The 14,068-nt window shown below is 71.4% G+C and carries 12 protein-coding genes and 1 pseudogene; 9 read left to right on the top strand and 4 right to left on the bottom strand.

Annotated elements, in window-relative coordinates; genetic code table 11:
* From ACQKIP_RS23360 to ACQKIP_RS23335, 6 genes are all read left to right on the top strand, one after another.
* Positions 1–490: M1 family aminopeptidase (locus tag ACQKIP_RS23360; protein ID WP_427743975.1), on the top strand; the 490-nt coding region annotated here is incomplete at its 5' end.
* Entirely contained in the window at positions 487–2,757 is a 2,271-nt protein-coding gene (locus ACQKIP_RS23355; protein WP_427743973.1) for a right-handed parallel beta-helix repeat-containing protein, read from the top strand. The genes ACQKIP_RS23360 and ACQKIP_RS23355, both read left to right, overlap by 4 nt.
* 44 nt (positions 2,758–2,801) lie before the next feature.
* Positions 2,802–3,986, top strand: coding sequence for a Gfo/Idh/MocA family protein (locus ACQKIP_RS23350; protein WP_365855200.1), 1,185 nt, complete (start codon positions 2,802–2,804; stop codon positions 3,984–3,986).
* A 134-nt stretch (positions 3,987–4,120) separates the two neighbouring features.
* On the top strand, positions 4,121–5,149 hold the full coding sequence (gene tdh / locus ACQKIP_RS23345; RefSeq protein ID WP_365855198.1) for an L-threonine 3-dehydrogenase: 1,029 nt from the start codon (positions 4,121–4,123) through the stop codon (positions 5,147–5,149).
* A 43-nt stretch (positions 5,150–5,192) separates the two neighbouring features.
* Positions 5,193–6,401: a glycine C-acetyltransferase gene (locus ACQKIP_RS23340; RefSeq protein ID WP_365855196.1), complete on the top strand. Its 1,209-nt coding sequence runs from the start codon at positions 5,193–5,195 to the stop codon at positions 6,399–6,401.
* Positions 6,402–6,503: 102 nt separating this feature from the next.
* Positions 6,504–7,403, top strand: a complete 900-nt coding sequence (locus tag ACQKIP_RS23335) for a LysR family transcriptional regulator (RefSeq protein ID WP_365855194.1) — start codon at positions 6,504–6,506, stop codon at positions 7,401–7,403.
* A gap of 61 nt (positions 7,404–7,464) precedes the next feature.
* On the opposite strand, the gene ACQKIP_RS23330 is transcribed toward ACQKIP_RS23335, so the two are convergent.
* The 3 genes from ACQKIP_RS23330 to ACQKIP_RS23320 all read right to left on the bottom strand — a co-directional run bounded on the left by ACQKIP_RS23330 (position 7,465) and on the right by ACQKIP_RS23320 (position 10,267).
* The gene (locus tag ACQKIP_RS23330; protein WP_365855192.1) at positions 7,465–8,703 is read right to left on the bottom strand and encodes an RICIN domain-containing protein; all 1,239 of its coding nucleotides are present in this window, start codon (positions 8,701–8,703) and stop codon (positions 7,465–7,467) included.
* A 257-nt stretch (positions 8,704–8,960) separates the two neighbouring features.
* Complete coding sequence (locus ACQKIP_RS23325; RefSeq protein ID WP_365855190.1) at positions 8,961–9,494, bottom strand: hypothetical protein; 534 nt, start codon at positions 9,492–9,494, stop codon at positions 8,961–8,963.
* 11 nt (positions 9,495–9,505) lie between these two features.
* On the bottom strand, positions 9,506–10,267 hold the full coding sequence (locus tag ACQKIP_RS23320; RefSeq protein WP_365855188.1) for a sulfite exporter TauE/SafE family protein: 762 nt from the start codon (positions 10,265–10,267) through the stop codon (positions 9,506–9,508).
* 83 nt (positions 10,268–10,350) lie between these two features.
* Here ACQKIP_RS23320 and ACQKIP_RS23315 point away from each other — a divergent pair, with 83 nt between their 5' ends.
* The gene (locus ACQKIP_RS23315; protein WP_365855186.1) at positions 10,351–11,280 is read left to right on the top strand and encodes a LysR family transcriptional regulator; all 930 of its coding nucleotides are present in this window, start codon (positions 10,351–10,353) and stop codon (positions 11,278–11,280) included.
* 41 nt (positions 11,281–11,321) lie between these two features.
* On the opposite strand, the gene ACQKIP_RS23310 is transcribed toward ACQKIP_RS23315, so the two are convergent.
* Positions 11,322–12,335: a LacI family DNA-binding transcriptional regulator gene (locus tag ACQKIP_RS23310; protein ID WP_365855184.1), complete on the bottom strand. Its 1,014-nt coding sequence runs from the start codon at positions 12,333–12,335 to the stop codon at positions 11,322–11,324.
* Between the two features lie 479 nt (positions 12,336–12,814).
* Here ACQKIP_RS23310 and ACQKIP_RS23305 point away from each other — a divergent pair, with 479 nt between their 5' ends.
* Both ACQKIP_RS23305 and ACQKIP_RS23300 read left to right on the top strand, forming a co-directional pair.
* Positions 12,815–13,699: an ABC transporter permease gene (locus tag ACQKIP_RS23305; RefSeq protein WP_427743971.1), complete on the top strand. Its 885-nt coding sequence runs from the start codon at positions 12,815–12,817 to the stop codon at positions 13,697–13,699.
* A gap of 139 nt (positions 13,700–13,838) precedes the next feature.
* Positions 13,839–14,068: pseudogene (locus ACQKIP_RS23300) on the top strand (ABC transporter substrate-binding protein); the annotation flags it as partial.

The raw sequence follows: 14,068 nt of genomic DNA, 5'->3' as shown, positions 1-14,068 counted from the left end.
AACATCAACAAACACCATGGTCCACGAGCTGACCCATCAGTGGTTCGGCGACTCCGTCACCCCCGCCACCTGGCAGGACGCCTGGCTGAACGAAGGACCCGCCGTCTACTACGCGGCCGTCTGGGCGGACCAGAAGGGCTTCCAGCCGATCGAGGAGAAGATGAAGACCGCCTACGCCAAGCTCGACGCGGTCCGCAAGACCGACGGGCCGCCCGGAAAGCCCACCGGGCTCGGCGGCTTCAACATCTACGACGGCGCAGCGGTCTCCCTCTACGCCCTCGACCAGCAGATCGGCCAGGAGAAGTTCGAGGCCGTCATGAAGTCGTGGCTGACCGAGCACCGGCACGGCAACGCCTCGACGCGGGACTTCGTCGACAACGCCGTCGAAGTCACCGGCGACGACTCGGTCGGCACGTTCCTGGACCACTGGCTGTTCGACCTCGACAACCCGCCCATGCCGGGCCACCCGGAGTGGGGTGTCGCGAAGTGAGGCGGCGGCAGAGCGCGGGGAAGCGCCCGCGCATCGCCGCAGCGGCCCTCGCGATAGCGGCGCTCGGCGCCGTCGGCGCCGGCGGCACGGTCAATGCCCCGCAGAGCGCACAAGCCGCGCCTGGCCCCAAGACCCTCCACGCGGCTCCGAATGGCTCGGGACAGTCCTGCACCGTCACCCGCCCCTGCTCCCCGCAGGCAGCCCGTGACGCCGCCCGTGCCATCGGCGGACGGGACGTACGCATCGAACTGGCCGACGGAACGTACGAGTTGAGGCAGCCGCTGAAGCTGGGCGCGGCCGACTCCGGGCGCGACGGACACACCGTCACCTGGACCGCGGCCCGCGACGCCCGCCCCGTCCTGTCCGGCGGCCGTGCGCTCACCGGATGGACCAAGGGCGCCGACGGCACCTGGACGGCGGATGTCCCCGAAGGGGTCACCCCCCGCCAGCTGTTCGTGGACGGCCAGAGGGCGGTACGTGCGCGGGGCGCGGCCTGCGCGGCAAGCACCTGTGACGCGACGAAGGCCGGCATGACGGGCGCCACGGCCACCGGCATCGACCGGTGGCGGCGGCCGACCAGTGCGGAAGCCGTCATCAAGGTCCGCTGGCGCGACTACCACTGCCGGATCACGGGCGTCGAAGGGGACAACCTCACCTTCGCCCAGCCCTGCTGGACCAACTCCGCGAGCGGCACGAACCGTACGGGCCCGGCCTGGGACTCCACCACGGTCGACTCGGCGCGCTACTCCGGGGTCGCCTACTTCGAGAACGCCCGCGAACTCCTCGATAAACCGGGCGAGTTCGTCTGGGACGCACAAGACCGCACCGTCACCTACCTCCCGCGCAAGGGCGAGGACATGCGGCGCGCGGGGGTGCTCACCCCGGTGACCGAGCAGCTCATGGTCGTCGACGGCGCCCACGACCTGCGCGTGCAGGGCATCGGCTTCGCCCACGCCGCGTACGGGCAGCCCTCCACCGACGAGGGGTACGCGGGCACCCAGGCCGGGCTCACCCTCACCGGGGCGAGCGGCCCAGTCGACCACGCGGGCCGGTACTACACCAAGCCGAGCGCGGCCCTCACGGTGCGCGGCGGCCGTCATGTGACCGTCACCGGCGCCGAGTTCACGCAGCTGGGCGGCGCCGGTGTCGTCCTCGAAGCGGGCACCAAGGACACTTCGGTGACGCGCTCCCGCTTCACGGATCTCTCCTCCGGCGCCGTGTACGTCGGCGACACCGAGCCGAAGCCGCAATCCGCGCTCGCGGGCGAACGCAACACCGTCGCGTACAACACGATCCGCCGCACCGGCGTCGAGTACACCGACGCGGTCGGCATCTGGGCCGGATACGAGGCCGGACTCACCGTCGACCACAACACCCTCGACGACCTGCCCTACTCGGGGATCTCCGTCGGCTGGGGCTGGAACCAGCCCGAGGCCAGGCAGTCCGTCCTGCGGGACAACCGGATCACCGACAACCGCATCACGAACGTGATGCGCGTCGAGCACACCCAGCACGACGGCGGCGCGATCTACACCCAGGGCGCCCAGCCCGGCACGGTCGTCTCCGGCAACTACATCAACCGCTCCGCCTACGGGAACACCGAGCGCGACGGCAACGGCATCTACTTGGACGAGCAGTCCTCGTACATCCGCGTCGAGGGCAACGTCATCACGCGCATCGGCTACAAGTGGGTCTCCAACTGGGCCGATTACGGCATCCGCAATCACGCCACCGGCAACTGGACCGACACCGACGCCCCCGCCCTCACCGGCACGGGTTCGACGGCGGAGGACAACCACACCAAGCTCGACCGGCTGCCCCCGGCGGCGCTCGCCGTGGCCGCCCGCTCCGGAGCGCGCCCGGCGGCGGCCGAACAGCTCCGCCCGGACCTCGCCCGCTCCGGCACCGCCTCCCAGTCCTCCACGGACGGCGCGGCCCCGGCGGCCTACGCCACCGACGGAGACACCTCCACCGATACCCGCACCCTGTCCGAAGCGGGCGCCTGGTGGCAGGTCGACCTCGGCGGCGTGCGGCGGGTCGGACAGGTCGAGGTCTGGAACGACGCGTCCATGACCACGGCCGGCTTCGACGTCCAGCTGGCCGGGTCCGCGGACTTCTCCGACGCCACGACCGTGCACGTCGGCGGACGGGCACTTCGGCCCGCACTCCTCGACACGGACGCGGAAGCCAGATACATAAGGATCAAGCTCACCGGCACGGGACGCGTGGCGCTTTCGCACGTACTCGTGCACCCTGCACGTACATAGGCAACATCCGCACTCGCACAGGTTTTTGTACGGAAAGGCACACCATGACCGACCTCCGTCTCGGCGTCCTCGGCTACGGCTTGCGCGGTTCGCTCGCCCGCACCGCCCACCGGCCAGGCGCGGGCTCCCGCGTCATCGCGCTCGCCGACCACGACGTCACCGCCCGGACGGAGGCGGCCACGGCCTTCCCCGACGCCCGGATATCCACCGACCACCGCAAGGTCGTCGAGGACCCGGACGTCGACGCCCTCGTGATCCTCACCCCCGACCACACTCACGCGTCGCTCGCCTGCGAGGCACTGCGCGAGAACAAGCCCGTCTTCGTGGAGAAGCCCCTGGACATCGGCATCGAAGCCTGCGACGAGATCCTGCGCACCGCCCACGAGACGGGAACGCGCCTCTACGTAGGCCACAACATGCGCCACATGCCCGTGATCAGGCTGATGCGCGACATCATCGGACGCGGCGACATCGGCGAGGTCAAGACGGTCTGGGTGCGCCACTTCGTCGCCTACGGAGGCGACTGGTACTTCAAGGACTGGCACGCCGAACGGCAGAACACCACCGGCCTGTTGCTCCAGAAGGCCGCCCACGACATCGATGTCCTGCACTGGCTCGCGGGCGGCTACACCCGCCAGGTGCAGGCCCTGGGCGACCTCATGGTCTACGGCGACAACCCGCACCGTCGCGAGCCGGGCGAGCCCAAGACGGACGACTGGTACACCGAGGACGGCCACTGGCCTGCGGCCGCCCAGCGCGACCTCAACCCGGTCATCGACGTCGAGGACGTCTCGCTGGTCAACATGCGCCTCGACAACGGCGTCCTGGCCTCCTACCAGCAGTGCCACTTCACGCCCGACTACTGGCGCAACTACACCGTCATCGGGGACGCGGGCCGCCTGGAGAACTTCGGCGACGGCCCCGGCGGTGTGGTGAAGGTCTGGAACTCCCGGCGCTCGGGCTACCGCGCCGAAGCGGACGCCGAGTACCTGGTGCCGGACGAGCAGGACGAGGGCGGGCACGGCGGATCGGACCCGCTGCTCATCGACGAGTTCGTACGTTTCGTGCGCGAGGGAGGGCGCACCGACACGTCGCCGGTCGCGGCCCGGATGGCGGTCGCGGCGGGCGTGCGCGCCACGCAGTCGCTGCGCGACGGGGGCACGCCGCGTGAGGTGCCGGACCTGGATCCGGAGCTCGTGGCCTATTTCGAGCGGGGCCAGACCCGCTAGCGGGCGGGGCCAGAGCAGGGCCTGAAGGAAAGCTGCGGCGGCGCTTAAGAAATCCTCGATGGACCAGGGCGCCGCCGTAGGGAAGATTCCTGTGTCGTCGGTGGAAGAAGCGACGTACGACAGGAGCCGCTGCGTTGAAGGCGCTGGTCAAGGAGAAGGCGGAGCCGGGACTCCGGCTGATGGACGTACCGGAGCCGGTGATCGGCCACGGAGACGTCCTGATCAAGGTGCTCCGCACCGGGATCTGCGGCACCGATCTGCACATCCGGGCCTGGGACGGCTGGGCGCAGCAGGCGATCAAGGCGCCGCTGGTCGTCGGGCACGAGTTCGTCGGCGAGGTCGTCGGGACCGGGCGTGACGTCGCGGACATCAAGGTCGGCGACCGGGTCAGCGGCGAGGGCCACCTCGTCTGCGGCAAGTGCCGCAACTGCCAGGCGGGCCGCCGCCACCTGTGCCGTGCCACGGTGGGCCTGGGCGTCGGCAGGGACGGGGCGTTCGCGGAGTTCGTCGCGCTGCCCGCGGCCAATGTGTGGGTGCACCGCGTGCCCGTGGACCTCGACGTGGCCGCGATCTTTGACCCGTTCGGCAACGCCGTGCACACCGCGCTGTCCTTCCCGCTGGTCGGCGAGGACGTGCTGATCACCGGAGCCGGGCCGATCGGCCTGATGGCCGCCGCCGTCGCCCGGCACGCGGGCGCCCGCAACGTCGTCGTCACCGACGTCAGCGAGGAGCGCCTCGAACTCGCCCGCAAGATCGGCGTGAGCCTGGCGCTGAACGTCGCCGAAACCCCGATCGCCGAGGGGCAGCGCGAACTGGGGCTGCGCGAGGGCTTCGACGTGGGCCTCGAGATGTCCGGCAACCCCGTCGCGATGCGCGACATGCTCGCCAACATGACGCACGGCGGCAAGATCGCCATGCTCGGTCTGCCGGCCGAGGAGTTCGCCGTCGACTGGTCCCGGATCGTCACCTCCATGATCACGATCAAGGGCATCTACGGCCGCGAGATGTTCGAGACCTGGTACTCCATGTCGGTGCTGCTCGAAGGCGGTCTCGACCTCGCCCCCGTGATCACGGGACGCTACGGCCACCGTGACTTCGAGGCGGCCTTCGACGACGCGGCGAGCGGCCGCGGCGGCAAGGTCATCCTCGACTGGACCTCCTGAACACCGACCGCCCCGACCGCCTCAGCTGCCGAAGGAACCAAGCATGTTCGACTCCGTACGCGACGACCTGCGCGCCACCCTCGACGAGATCCGCGCCGCCGGACTGCACAAGCCCGAGCGCGTCATCGGCACCCCGCAGTCCGCCACGGTCGCCGTCACCGCCGGGGGCCGCCCCGGCGAGGTGCTGAACTTCTGCGCGAACAACTACCTCGGCCTCGCCGACCACCCCGAGGTGATCGCCGCCGCGCACGAGGCCCTGGACCGCTGGGGCTACGGCATGGCGTCCGTGCGCTTCATCTGCGGCACGCAGGAGGTGCACAAGGAGCTGGAGGGGCGCCTTTCCGCGTTCCTCGGCCAGGAGGACACGATCCTCTACTCGTCGTGCTTCGACGCCAACGGCGGCGTCTTCGAGACCCTGCTCGGCGCCGAGGACGCGGTGATCTCCGACGCCCTCAACCACGCCTCCATCATCGACGGCATCCGCCTGTCCAAGGCCCGCCGCTTCCGCTACGCCAACCGCGACATGGCCGACCTGGAGCAGCAGCTGAAGGAGGCCGCCGAGGGCGGCGCACGCCGCAAGCTGATCGTCACCGACGGTGTCTTCTCCATGGACGGGTACGTCGCCCCGCTGCGGGAGATCTGCGACCTCGCCGAGCGCTACGACGCGATGGTGATGGTCGACGACTCGCACGCCGTCGGCTTCGTCGGCCCCGGCGGACGCGGCACTCCCGAGCTGCACGGCGTCATGGACCGCGTCGACATCATCACCGGCACCCTCGGCAAGGCGCTCGGCGGTGCCTCCGGCGGCTACGTGGCGGCCCGCGCGGAGATCGTCGCGCTGCTTCGCCAGCGCTCGCGCCCCTACCTCTTCTCCAACACCCTCGCCCCGGTGATCGCGGCGGCCTCGCTGAAGGTCATCGACCTCCTGGAGTCGGCGGGCGACCTGCGCGAACGGCTCGCCGCGAACACCGCGCTCTTCCGCTCGCGGATGACGCAGGAGGGCTTCGACATCCTGCCGGGCGACCACGCGATCGCCCCGGTGATGATCGGCGACGCCTCGGTGGCGGGCCGGATGGCCGAGCTGCTCCTGGAGCGCGGCGTGTACGTGATCGGCTTCTCGTACCCCGTGGTGCCGCAGGGCGCGGCGCGTATCCGCGTCCAGCTGTCGGCCGCGCACTCGACGGAGGACGTGAACCGCGCGGTGGACGCGTTCGTGGCGGCGCGGACGGAGCTGGACGCCACGGGTGCCTGAGAGGCCGCGGATGCCGGGGTGCCCGCGGGTGCCCCGGCGTGCCGGACGGCCCTGCCGGGCCGCCGGTGTCGGTGAGGCCCGCGGTTTGGGAGAATCGGCCTCATGATCGAAGCGCGACGGCTGCACATCCTGCGGGCGGTGGCCGACCACCGTACGGTCACGGCCGCTGCCGCCGCGCTCTATCTCACGCCGTCCGCGGTCTCCCAGCAGCTGACCGCCCTGGAGCAGGAGACGGGGCACCGCCTGGTCGAGCGGGGCGCCCGCGGGGTCCGGCTGACCCCGGCGGGCGAGATCCTGCTCTCCCACACGAACGCGGTCCTCGCCCAGCTGGAGAGGGCCGAGGCGGAGCTCGCCGCGTACAGCTCGGGTGAGGCGGGGACGGTGACGGTGGCGTCCTTCGCCACGGGGATCGCCCTGGTGGTCGGCCCCGCCCTGGCCCGGCTCTCGTCCGCGGCGCCCGGCATACGCGTACGGGTCCAGGACGCGGAGGGCGACGCGAGCCTGCCGATGGTGCTCGACCGGCAGGTGGACGTCGCCGTGGCGGTGGAGTACCGGGGCGCGCCGGGCGCCGACGATCCGCGCCTCACGCGGGTGCCGCTGTACGCGGAGCCGTTCGACGCGGTGCTTCCCGAGACGCATCGCCTCGCGGACGCGGAGCGGGTGCCGCTCGCGGAGCTGGCCAAGGACGCGTGGATCGGGCCCTTCGCCGGGAACCCCTGTCACGACGTGGTGATACTTGCCTGCGAGGCGGCGGGCTTCCAGCCGCTGCTCGAACACTGGTCGGACGATTTCCGGGCCGTGGTGGCCCTGGCGTCGGCGGGCGCGGGTGTGGCGCTCGTGCCCCGCTCGGCACTGCGCGGCATGGATGTCTCGGGGGTGGTGATCCGCCCGGTGGAGGGCGTCGCTCCCACCCGCCGGGTGTTCGCGGCGGTGCGCTGCGGGGCGGAGGAGCATCCGCTGATCCGCCCCGTCCTCGACGCGCTGGGGGAAGCGGCCGGGTAGCGGCGGGGCTGGGGCGGGGCTGCGGTGCAGCGGCGGGGGTGCGGCCTCATGCCGTGTGCGGCTACATCCACAGGCCGTCCAGGCACGGGTAGACCTCGGTGAGCGCGGCAGGGCCCTGGATCAGCTTGTCCGCGGAGACGACGACGAACTCGTCGCCCTTGGTGAGGAAGTAGCGGGCCGTCGACTCGGAGACGGCCGTGCACGCCGCGTCGGGCCCGAACCCGAAGGCCTCGGGAGCGTCCGCCAGCCGGAACAGCCGGTGGACGGGGCCGCGCGCCAGGTCGACCTTGGCGGGGTCGACCGTGCAGGTGCCCTTGCGGCCGAAGACCAGCAGCCTCCCGTCGTCGCCGAAGCCGGTGACGTCACACAACTCGCCGACCGCGTGCAGAAGTTCGGGGTGCAGGAAGTGCTCCGCGTACTGGACGGGGCCATGACTCCTCTCGGAGAACTCGATGGCCTGGTCCTCCACGAAGCCCAGCCACGTGTGGCCGCTGCCCTCGGCGGCCGGGCCGACGGCGTCGAAGCCGTCGCTGAACGGCTTGGGCAGCTGCGGGAACTGATCGGCGATCTTCCGCGGGCCCGCCTCGATGCCGCGCCGCTTCGAGAAGCGGATGAACTCGTCCCCGCGGAAACCGTCGAAGCGTACGTAGGGCGTGTCGCTGTCCGGGATCGCCTTGGCCGCCGACTCGAAGATCCCGCCGCCCGCGTCGAGCGCCTTCTTCGTCGCGCGGCTCAAGGAGCCGAGCACCGGGCCGAGCACGCCGCCGCCGGAGGAGACCACGGTGGCCGTCAGCGCGTCGAACGCCTTGGCCTCGCCGCGGGCGGGCACCCGTTCCAGGATCCACTGCTGGGCGGTGCGGGGACCCAGGGCGGGCTCGGCCGCCTGCTCCAGGGCCGCGTCCGGTGAGCTGCTGTCGTCGCGGACGGACAGCAGGTGACCGCTGTGCGCGTTGACCAGCGTGTACCGGCCGTCCCCGAAGTCCACCGGACGCCACAGCTGGGACACCAGCAGATCGTGCCGGGTCTCGGCCGGGCACTGCTGCACCGGGGAGCCCGCACGGCCGCGGCCCGTCATGACGTCCATGCGCAGGGCGCTGTGCACGCTCTGCAGCGTCCAGGCGTCCTTCTCGGCGGCGTTGGGCCGCAGATGCCACAACTGGCTGTGCCGGGCGGTTCCCTGCGGGAGCAGTTCCTGCTGCACGATCGGCACGCTCTGTGCTGTCTTGGCGCCCTGCACCCCCGCGTACAGCCCGCTCTCCTCGTTCTTGAGCAGGTAGATCCCCTCGGACAACGCAGACATTGCCAACCTCCGTGGAAGACGGACAGTGATCCACCGGCGTTCCCCGGTGATCCCCGCGTGTGCGCCTCACAGAGTAGGAGCTCGGTTCGATTACCGATACGGGTGGAATTCAGCTGCTATTTACCCCTCAAATACCGGGACTTGGGGCAGCTGTGCGGACGGGCGTCGACCCAGGTGGCATCAACTCTCACCGGCGGCGCACGCGTCTCGGGAGCGCGCGGAGGGGCGGGACGCGCGGGGTGTGCGGGGTCCGGTTCTCACCCGTACCGACGCCGGTCGCGTCGCGTCAGACCGCCGGAGACGGGGGTGGTGTTGAGATGGCTGTCCCCGTCCTCGTGGCGCAGGACCCAGTCGTCGAGGTCGTGCGCGGCTTCGAGGGGGTTGCCCGCGGTGTAGGCACGCCACCAGCCGGGGTTCTGGGCTTCATCGGAGCTTTCGGGGCAGCGCAGTTGCTCCCGGAAGGAGGACTCCGCCGCGGCGAAGCGCACCCGAGCGGTCTGCGCCTCCACGCCCAGCGCATCGCCGATGAGCTGCCAGCTCGCGCCGCCCGCGCGCTCGCACACGGCGGCTGCATCGAGGAGCCGGTGCGCCGCCCTGAGCACGTCGACGGCGTCGGACAGGACGGCGCCGGGGGAGCGGACGGTGCCGTCGGGCCGCAGGTCGTGCTCGCCGATCGGTACGGCGGCACGCGCGAGGTCCGCGAGCTCGCGCGCCTCCTGGGCCATGGCGAGACGGGCCCTTGCCGCGTCGGTGTACGACGACGCGGCGCCGCCGAGATTCTCGTCGTGCATGCCGATCCGCCTCAGCCGCGCACGAAGTAGAGGACGGTCATCGTCACGGCGGTGGTGAGAATGATGCCCCGCAGCAGCCGCGCGGAGAGGCGGCGTGCGAAGTGGGCGCCGGTGAAGCCGCCCGCGAGGGCGCCGGCGAACATCGCGCCGAGGGTGAGCGGAGCGCTCAGCGCGTCCGATGCGACCAGGAGCAGCGCCGTCGCGCTGAGATTGATGGCCGCGATCTGGGTGATCCGCATCGGATTGCTGACGGCGGCGTCGAGGCCGAGACCGATGCCCCACAGGGCGAACATCATGATGCCTACGGCTCCGCCGAAGTATCCGCCGTACAGCGCGAGCAGGAACTGGCCGATCAGGACGGCGCGCGGACTCATGCCGATCTCGCGCCCGAGCGTGCCGCTGATCGTGCGGGAGATACGGCGGCCGAAGGCGAGGACCGCCGTGGCGAAGGCGAGCAGCCACGGCATCGCGGCGTCGAACGAGGCCGCGGGCAGGGTGAGGAGCAGGGCCGCGCCTAGCCCGCCGCCGACCACGCTGACCGTCGTGAGGGCCGTCAGGGACGTCCCTCCGACCGGTGCGATGTCACGCCGGTAGACCCATCCGCTGGCCACGGCTCCCGGCACCAGGGCGATGGTCGACGTGGCGTTCGCCGTCACCGGTGACAGGCCGACGGCGACCAGGGCGGGCAGCGCCACGAACGTGCCTCCGCCGCCGACGGAGTTCAGCGCTCCGGCGGCTGTGCCTGCCAGCAGGACGAGGAGTAGTTCGGACACCTGCCGAGCATCGCCCTGTGACCGGCGGGTCCACAATGCGTTATCGGTGTACCCAGCCTAAGGCTGTGCCATAGGCTGACCTGGTGCGCTACGACTTGGACGACCTGCGGCTCTTCCTCGGTACGGTGACGGAAGGGTCGATCACGGCAGGCGCCCGCCGCATGCACCTGAGCCTGCCTTCGGCGAGCGCCCGGGTCCGCTCCCTCGAACAACAGGCCGGTGTGCCGCTGCTGATCCGCGGCAGGAGGGGCGTGCGCCCCACCCCGGCGGGAACCACGCTGGCCCGGCACGCGCGCGAGGTCCTCGCCCAGACCGTCCGGCTCGAAAGCGCCGTCGCGAGCTATACGAGATCCCCGACCGCGCCCCTGACGCTCCTCGGGGGCGGTTCCGCGGTGCACAGACTCGTGCCGCAGGCCCTCGTCCCGTTCCTCAGCGACCACCCGGACGTCGACGTCCGGGTCTTCGAACACCGCACCCCGCAGATCGTGCGGATGCTGACCGACGGCGAGGCGGACCTGGGCATCGTCCTCGACGACGAGGCACGCGACTGCGGTCTGGTCATGGAACCCCTGGGCGACGACTCCCTCGTGGTGGTCGGCCAGGCGGGCGGGATCCTCGCGGGCCGTACGTCGCTCACCTACAGCGAGGCCGCCGAGCATCCCCTGGTCGGCCTCGACGCGGGCGCCTCGCTGCGACGCTGGATCGAGAGGCACGTCGGCCCGCACGCGCCGGTCGTGCGCTACCGCACCACGGTCGCCAACCTCAATGTTCTGGTCGCGCTCGCCGCGGCGGGAGTCGGCCTCGCCATCGTCCCCCGCCGCGTGATCGACCCCGCCGGGCTCCTGGACGTCTGCGCCCTCCAGGACCCCTGGGCCCACCGCCACCACCTCCTGGCCTGGGGCGCGAAGACGGGCCCCGCGTCCCCGGCGACACAGGCCCTGGCCAGCCACCTGCGCACGGCATCCATGTCGGAACCGACACTGCCGGGGCATGGGGCGGCGGGGCGGGGCTGAGGCTGCCGGGGCAAGCCCGGCGTCGTTGCCTGCCGCGAACCTCAGCCCGTGGGCCGTCCCGTGCTGGCCCGCAGGACGACCTCGCCCCGCACCCGCTCCACCCGTGACCTCGTGCCCTGTTCGCGCAGGGCGAGGGACAGTACGTCCCGGCCCATCCGTGTCAGCGGCAGTGCCACCGTGGTCAGCGGTGGTGTCAGTTCGCCGACCAGGGGGATGTCGTCGAAGCCCGCAAGCGATACGTCGTCCGGCACCCGCAGCCCCCGCTCCCGCAGTGCACCCAGCGCCCCCACCGCCATCACGTCCGTCACCGCGAAGACGCACGTCGGCCGCTGCCCCCGGCGCAGCAGTTCGACCGCCGCCGCATGGCCGCCGTCCCGCGTGAAGGCACCCTCCACGATCCGCTCCGGGGGCAGGCCCACCCCCGCGTCGGCCAGCGCCGCGCGGAATCCGGCCAGGCGGTCCGCTACCGTGGTGAGCCGCTCGGGCCCGGTGAGGACGGCGAACTCCCGGTGGCCCAGGGAGAGCAGCGCCCGGGCCAGCGCGCCCGCCCCCGCCCGGTTCTCGGGCTGCACCGTGTCCACGCGGAGGCTGCGGTGCCTGCTGACCACGGCGACGCGGCCCCCGTCACGTATGTAGGGAGCCAGCTCCGCCTCCAACGCCCTTTCCCACGCCGGGTCCTGGAACCCCGAGCCGATGAGCAGGATCGCGCGGGCCCGCTGCGCCCGCAGCATCGAGACGTACGCGATCTCCCGCGCCGGCGCGCGGAAGGTGCTGGCCAGCATGACCAGCAGATCCTGCTCGGCGGCGGCCGCCATCACGCCGCTCGCGATCGCCGCGAAGTAGGGGTCGCCGACGTCGTGACAGATGACTCCGACGGTGTTGTTCGACGAGCTCGCGAGGGCCTGCGCATGGGCGTTGGGGATGTACCCCAGCTGGTCCGCCGCTTCGAGCACCCGGCGCCGCAGGTCCTCGCGGACGCGCGTGGTGCCGTTCAGGGCCCGCGATGCGGTGGCGGGCGAGACCCCGGCGGTCCGGGCCACGGCATGCAGGGTCACATGGGGCCCGTGCTCGCGCCCCCGCCCGGCCGGGGGCGGCTGAACTTGCGCTCGTCCAGCGGCTGGCGGCTGAACTTGCGCTCGCCCGGCGGCGGGTGGCTGAACCCGCGCTCGCCCGGGCGCCGGTGCCTGGTCGCGCGCCGGCACGTGCGCGGACTGCTCGGCGTTCTCCTGCTCCGGTCCGGACTGCTCCTCGGGCGCCCGCCCTTCCGGAGACTCACGTCCGCGCCCCGCTCCGGGCCCCTGCGCCCCCGCTTGAGGCGCCCGCTCAGGGCCCCGCGCCCGCCCCGCTCCCGGTTCCTGCCCGCGCCCAAGCGCCCGCACCGCGCCCCCTTCGCCTCGCGTAGCGAAACTTCGAGCCGACCTATTGACCCTGCGGTCAGCCAGTCATTAGCGTGGCGGACACCTTACCAGAAAGCGCTTTCTGAAAGCGGTTTCCGCACCACCGAAACCCCGCAACTGCCGCCGAAGTTCGCTGAATGCCAGGGGAGTTCACCGTGAGCCAGAGCGCACTGCAGGCAGCAACTCCCGTGAAAACGGCAGGCGTTGCCGAACGAAGCCGCCCCACGATGCGGCAACGTACCGCCGAGGCGGCCGAGAAGAGCTGGCGGCCGCTCGTCCTGCTGCTCGTCTGCTTCGGAGCCTGGTGGCTGGTCGCGGCCACCGAGATGGTCGAGGCGTACCTCGTGCCCTCGCCCGGCGCGACCTTCGACGTGATCCTCGACAAGCCCGATTACCTGTGGCAGCACACCTGGGTCACCACGTACGAAACCCTGCTCGGTTTCGTCATCGCCGTGGCCGTCGGCATCCTCTCCGCGGTCGTCATGGTCTACTCGACGACCGTCGAGAAGACGCTCTACCCGATTCTCCTCTTCGCCCAGGTCGTACCGAAGATCGCCATCGCCCCGCTGTTCGTCGTCTGGCTCGGCTTCGGCATCGCGCCGAAGATCCTCATCGCCGTCCTGATCGCCTTCTTCCCCGTCGTCATCTCGATGGTGACCGGGCTGAAAGCCGTCGACCCGGAGATGCTCCAGCTCTCCTCCACCATGGGCGCGCGGCCCTGGCAGACCTTCCTCAAGATCCGCTTCCCGGCGTCGCTCCCGCACCTGTTCTCCGGCCTGAAGGTGGCCGTCACGCTCGCCGTGACCGGTGCCGTCGTGGGCGAGTTCGTCGGCGCGAACGAAGGCCTCGGATACGTGATCCTCCAGGCCAACGGAAACCTCGACACCCCGATGCTCTTCGCGGGGCTGCTCGTCATGTCGCTCATCGGCGTCGTCCTCTTCGTGATCGTCGAGATCGCCGAGAAGCTGCTGCTGCCGTGGCACGCGAGCCGCAGGGACGTGGCCGCCACCACGACGTACTGACACCGCGACGTACTGACCCCACGACGCACTGACACCCACCACTGCCGTACCACTTCCCTCTGACAGCCACCCACTCCGCGGTGCCGGCGCACCCACCCCGCCATGTCCGATGCTCGACGTACGCGAGAAGGGCCGCTCCATGCACGCGCGCAGACTGCTCACCGGCCTCGTCCCCCTGTCCCTCGTCGCGGTGACCGCGACGGCCTGCGGCGGCGACGACGACAAGACGAGCACCAGCGACTCCGGCAAGAAGCTCAACAAGGTTACGCTGACGCTCAATTGGTACCCGTACGGCGAACACGCGCCGTTCTACTACGGCAAGCAGCAGAAGATCTTCGAGAAGCACGGCATCGACCTGGACATCAGGGC

This window comes from Streptomyces sp. NPDC059900, assembly GCF_050270335.1.
Taxonomy (GTDB): domain Bacteria; phylum Actinomycetota; class Actinomycetes; order Streptomycetales; family Streptomycetaceae; genus Streptomyces.
The sequence above is the reverse complement of the archived record's forward strand: the minus strand, read 5'-3'. Positions and strand labels throughout refer to the sequence as shown.

Coding starts and splice junctions, on each gene's coding strand:
- ACQKIP_RS23350 (WP_365855200.1), top strand. CDS start 2,802: ATGACCGACCTCCGTCTCGGCGTCCTCGGCTACGGCTTGCGCGGTTCG.
- ACQKIP_RS23340 (WP_365855196.1), top strand. CDS start 5,193: ATGTTCGACTCCGTACGCGACGACCTGCGCGCCACCCTCGACGAGATC.
- ACQKIP_RS23335 (WP_365855194.1), top strand. CDS start 6,504: ATGATCGAAGCGCGACGGCTGCACATCCTGCGGGCGGTGGCCGACCAC.
- ACQKIP_RS23330 (WP_365855192.1), bottom strand. CDS start 8,703: ATGTCTGCGTTGTCCGAGGGGATCTACCTGCTCAAGAACGAGGAGAGC.
- ACQKIP_RS23325 (WP_365855190.1), bottom strand. CDS start 9,494: ATGCACGACGAGAATCTCGGCGGCGCCGCGTCGTCGTACACCGACGCG.
- ACQKIP_RS23305 (WP_427743971.1), top strand. CDS start 12,815: ATGCCAGGGGAGTTCACCGTGAGCCAGAGCGCACTGCAGGCAGCAACT.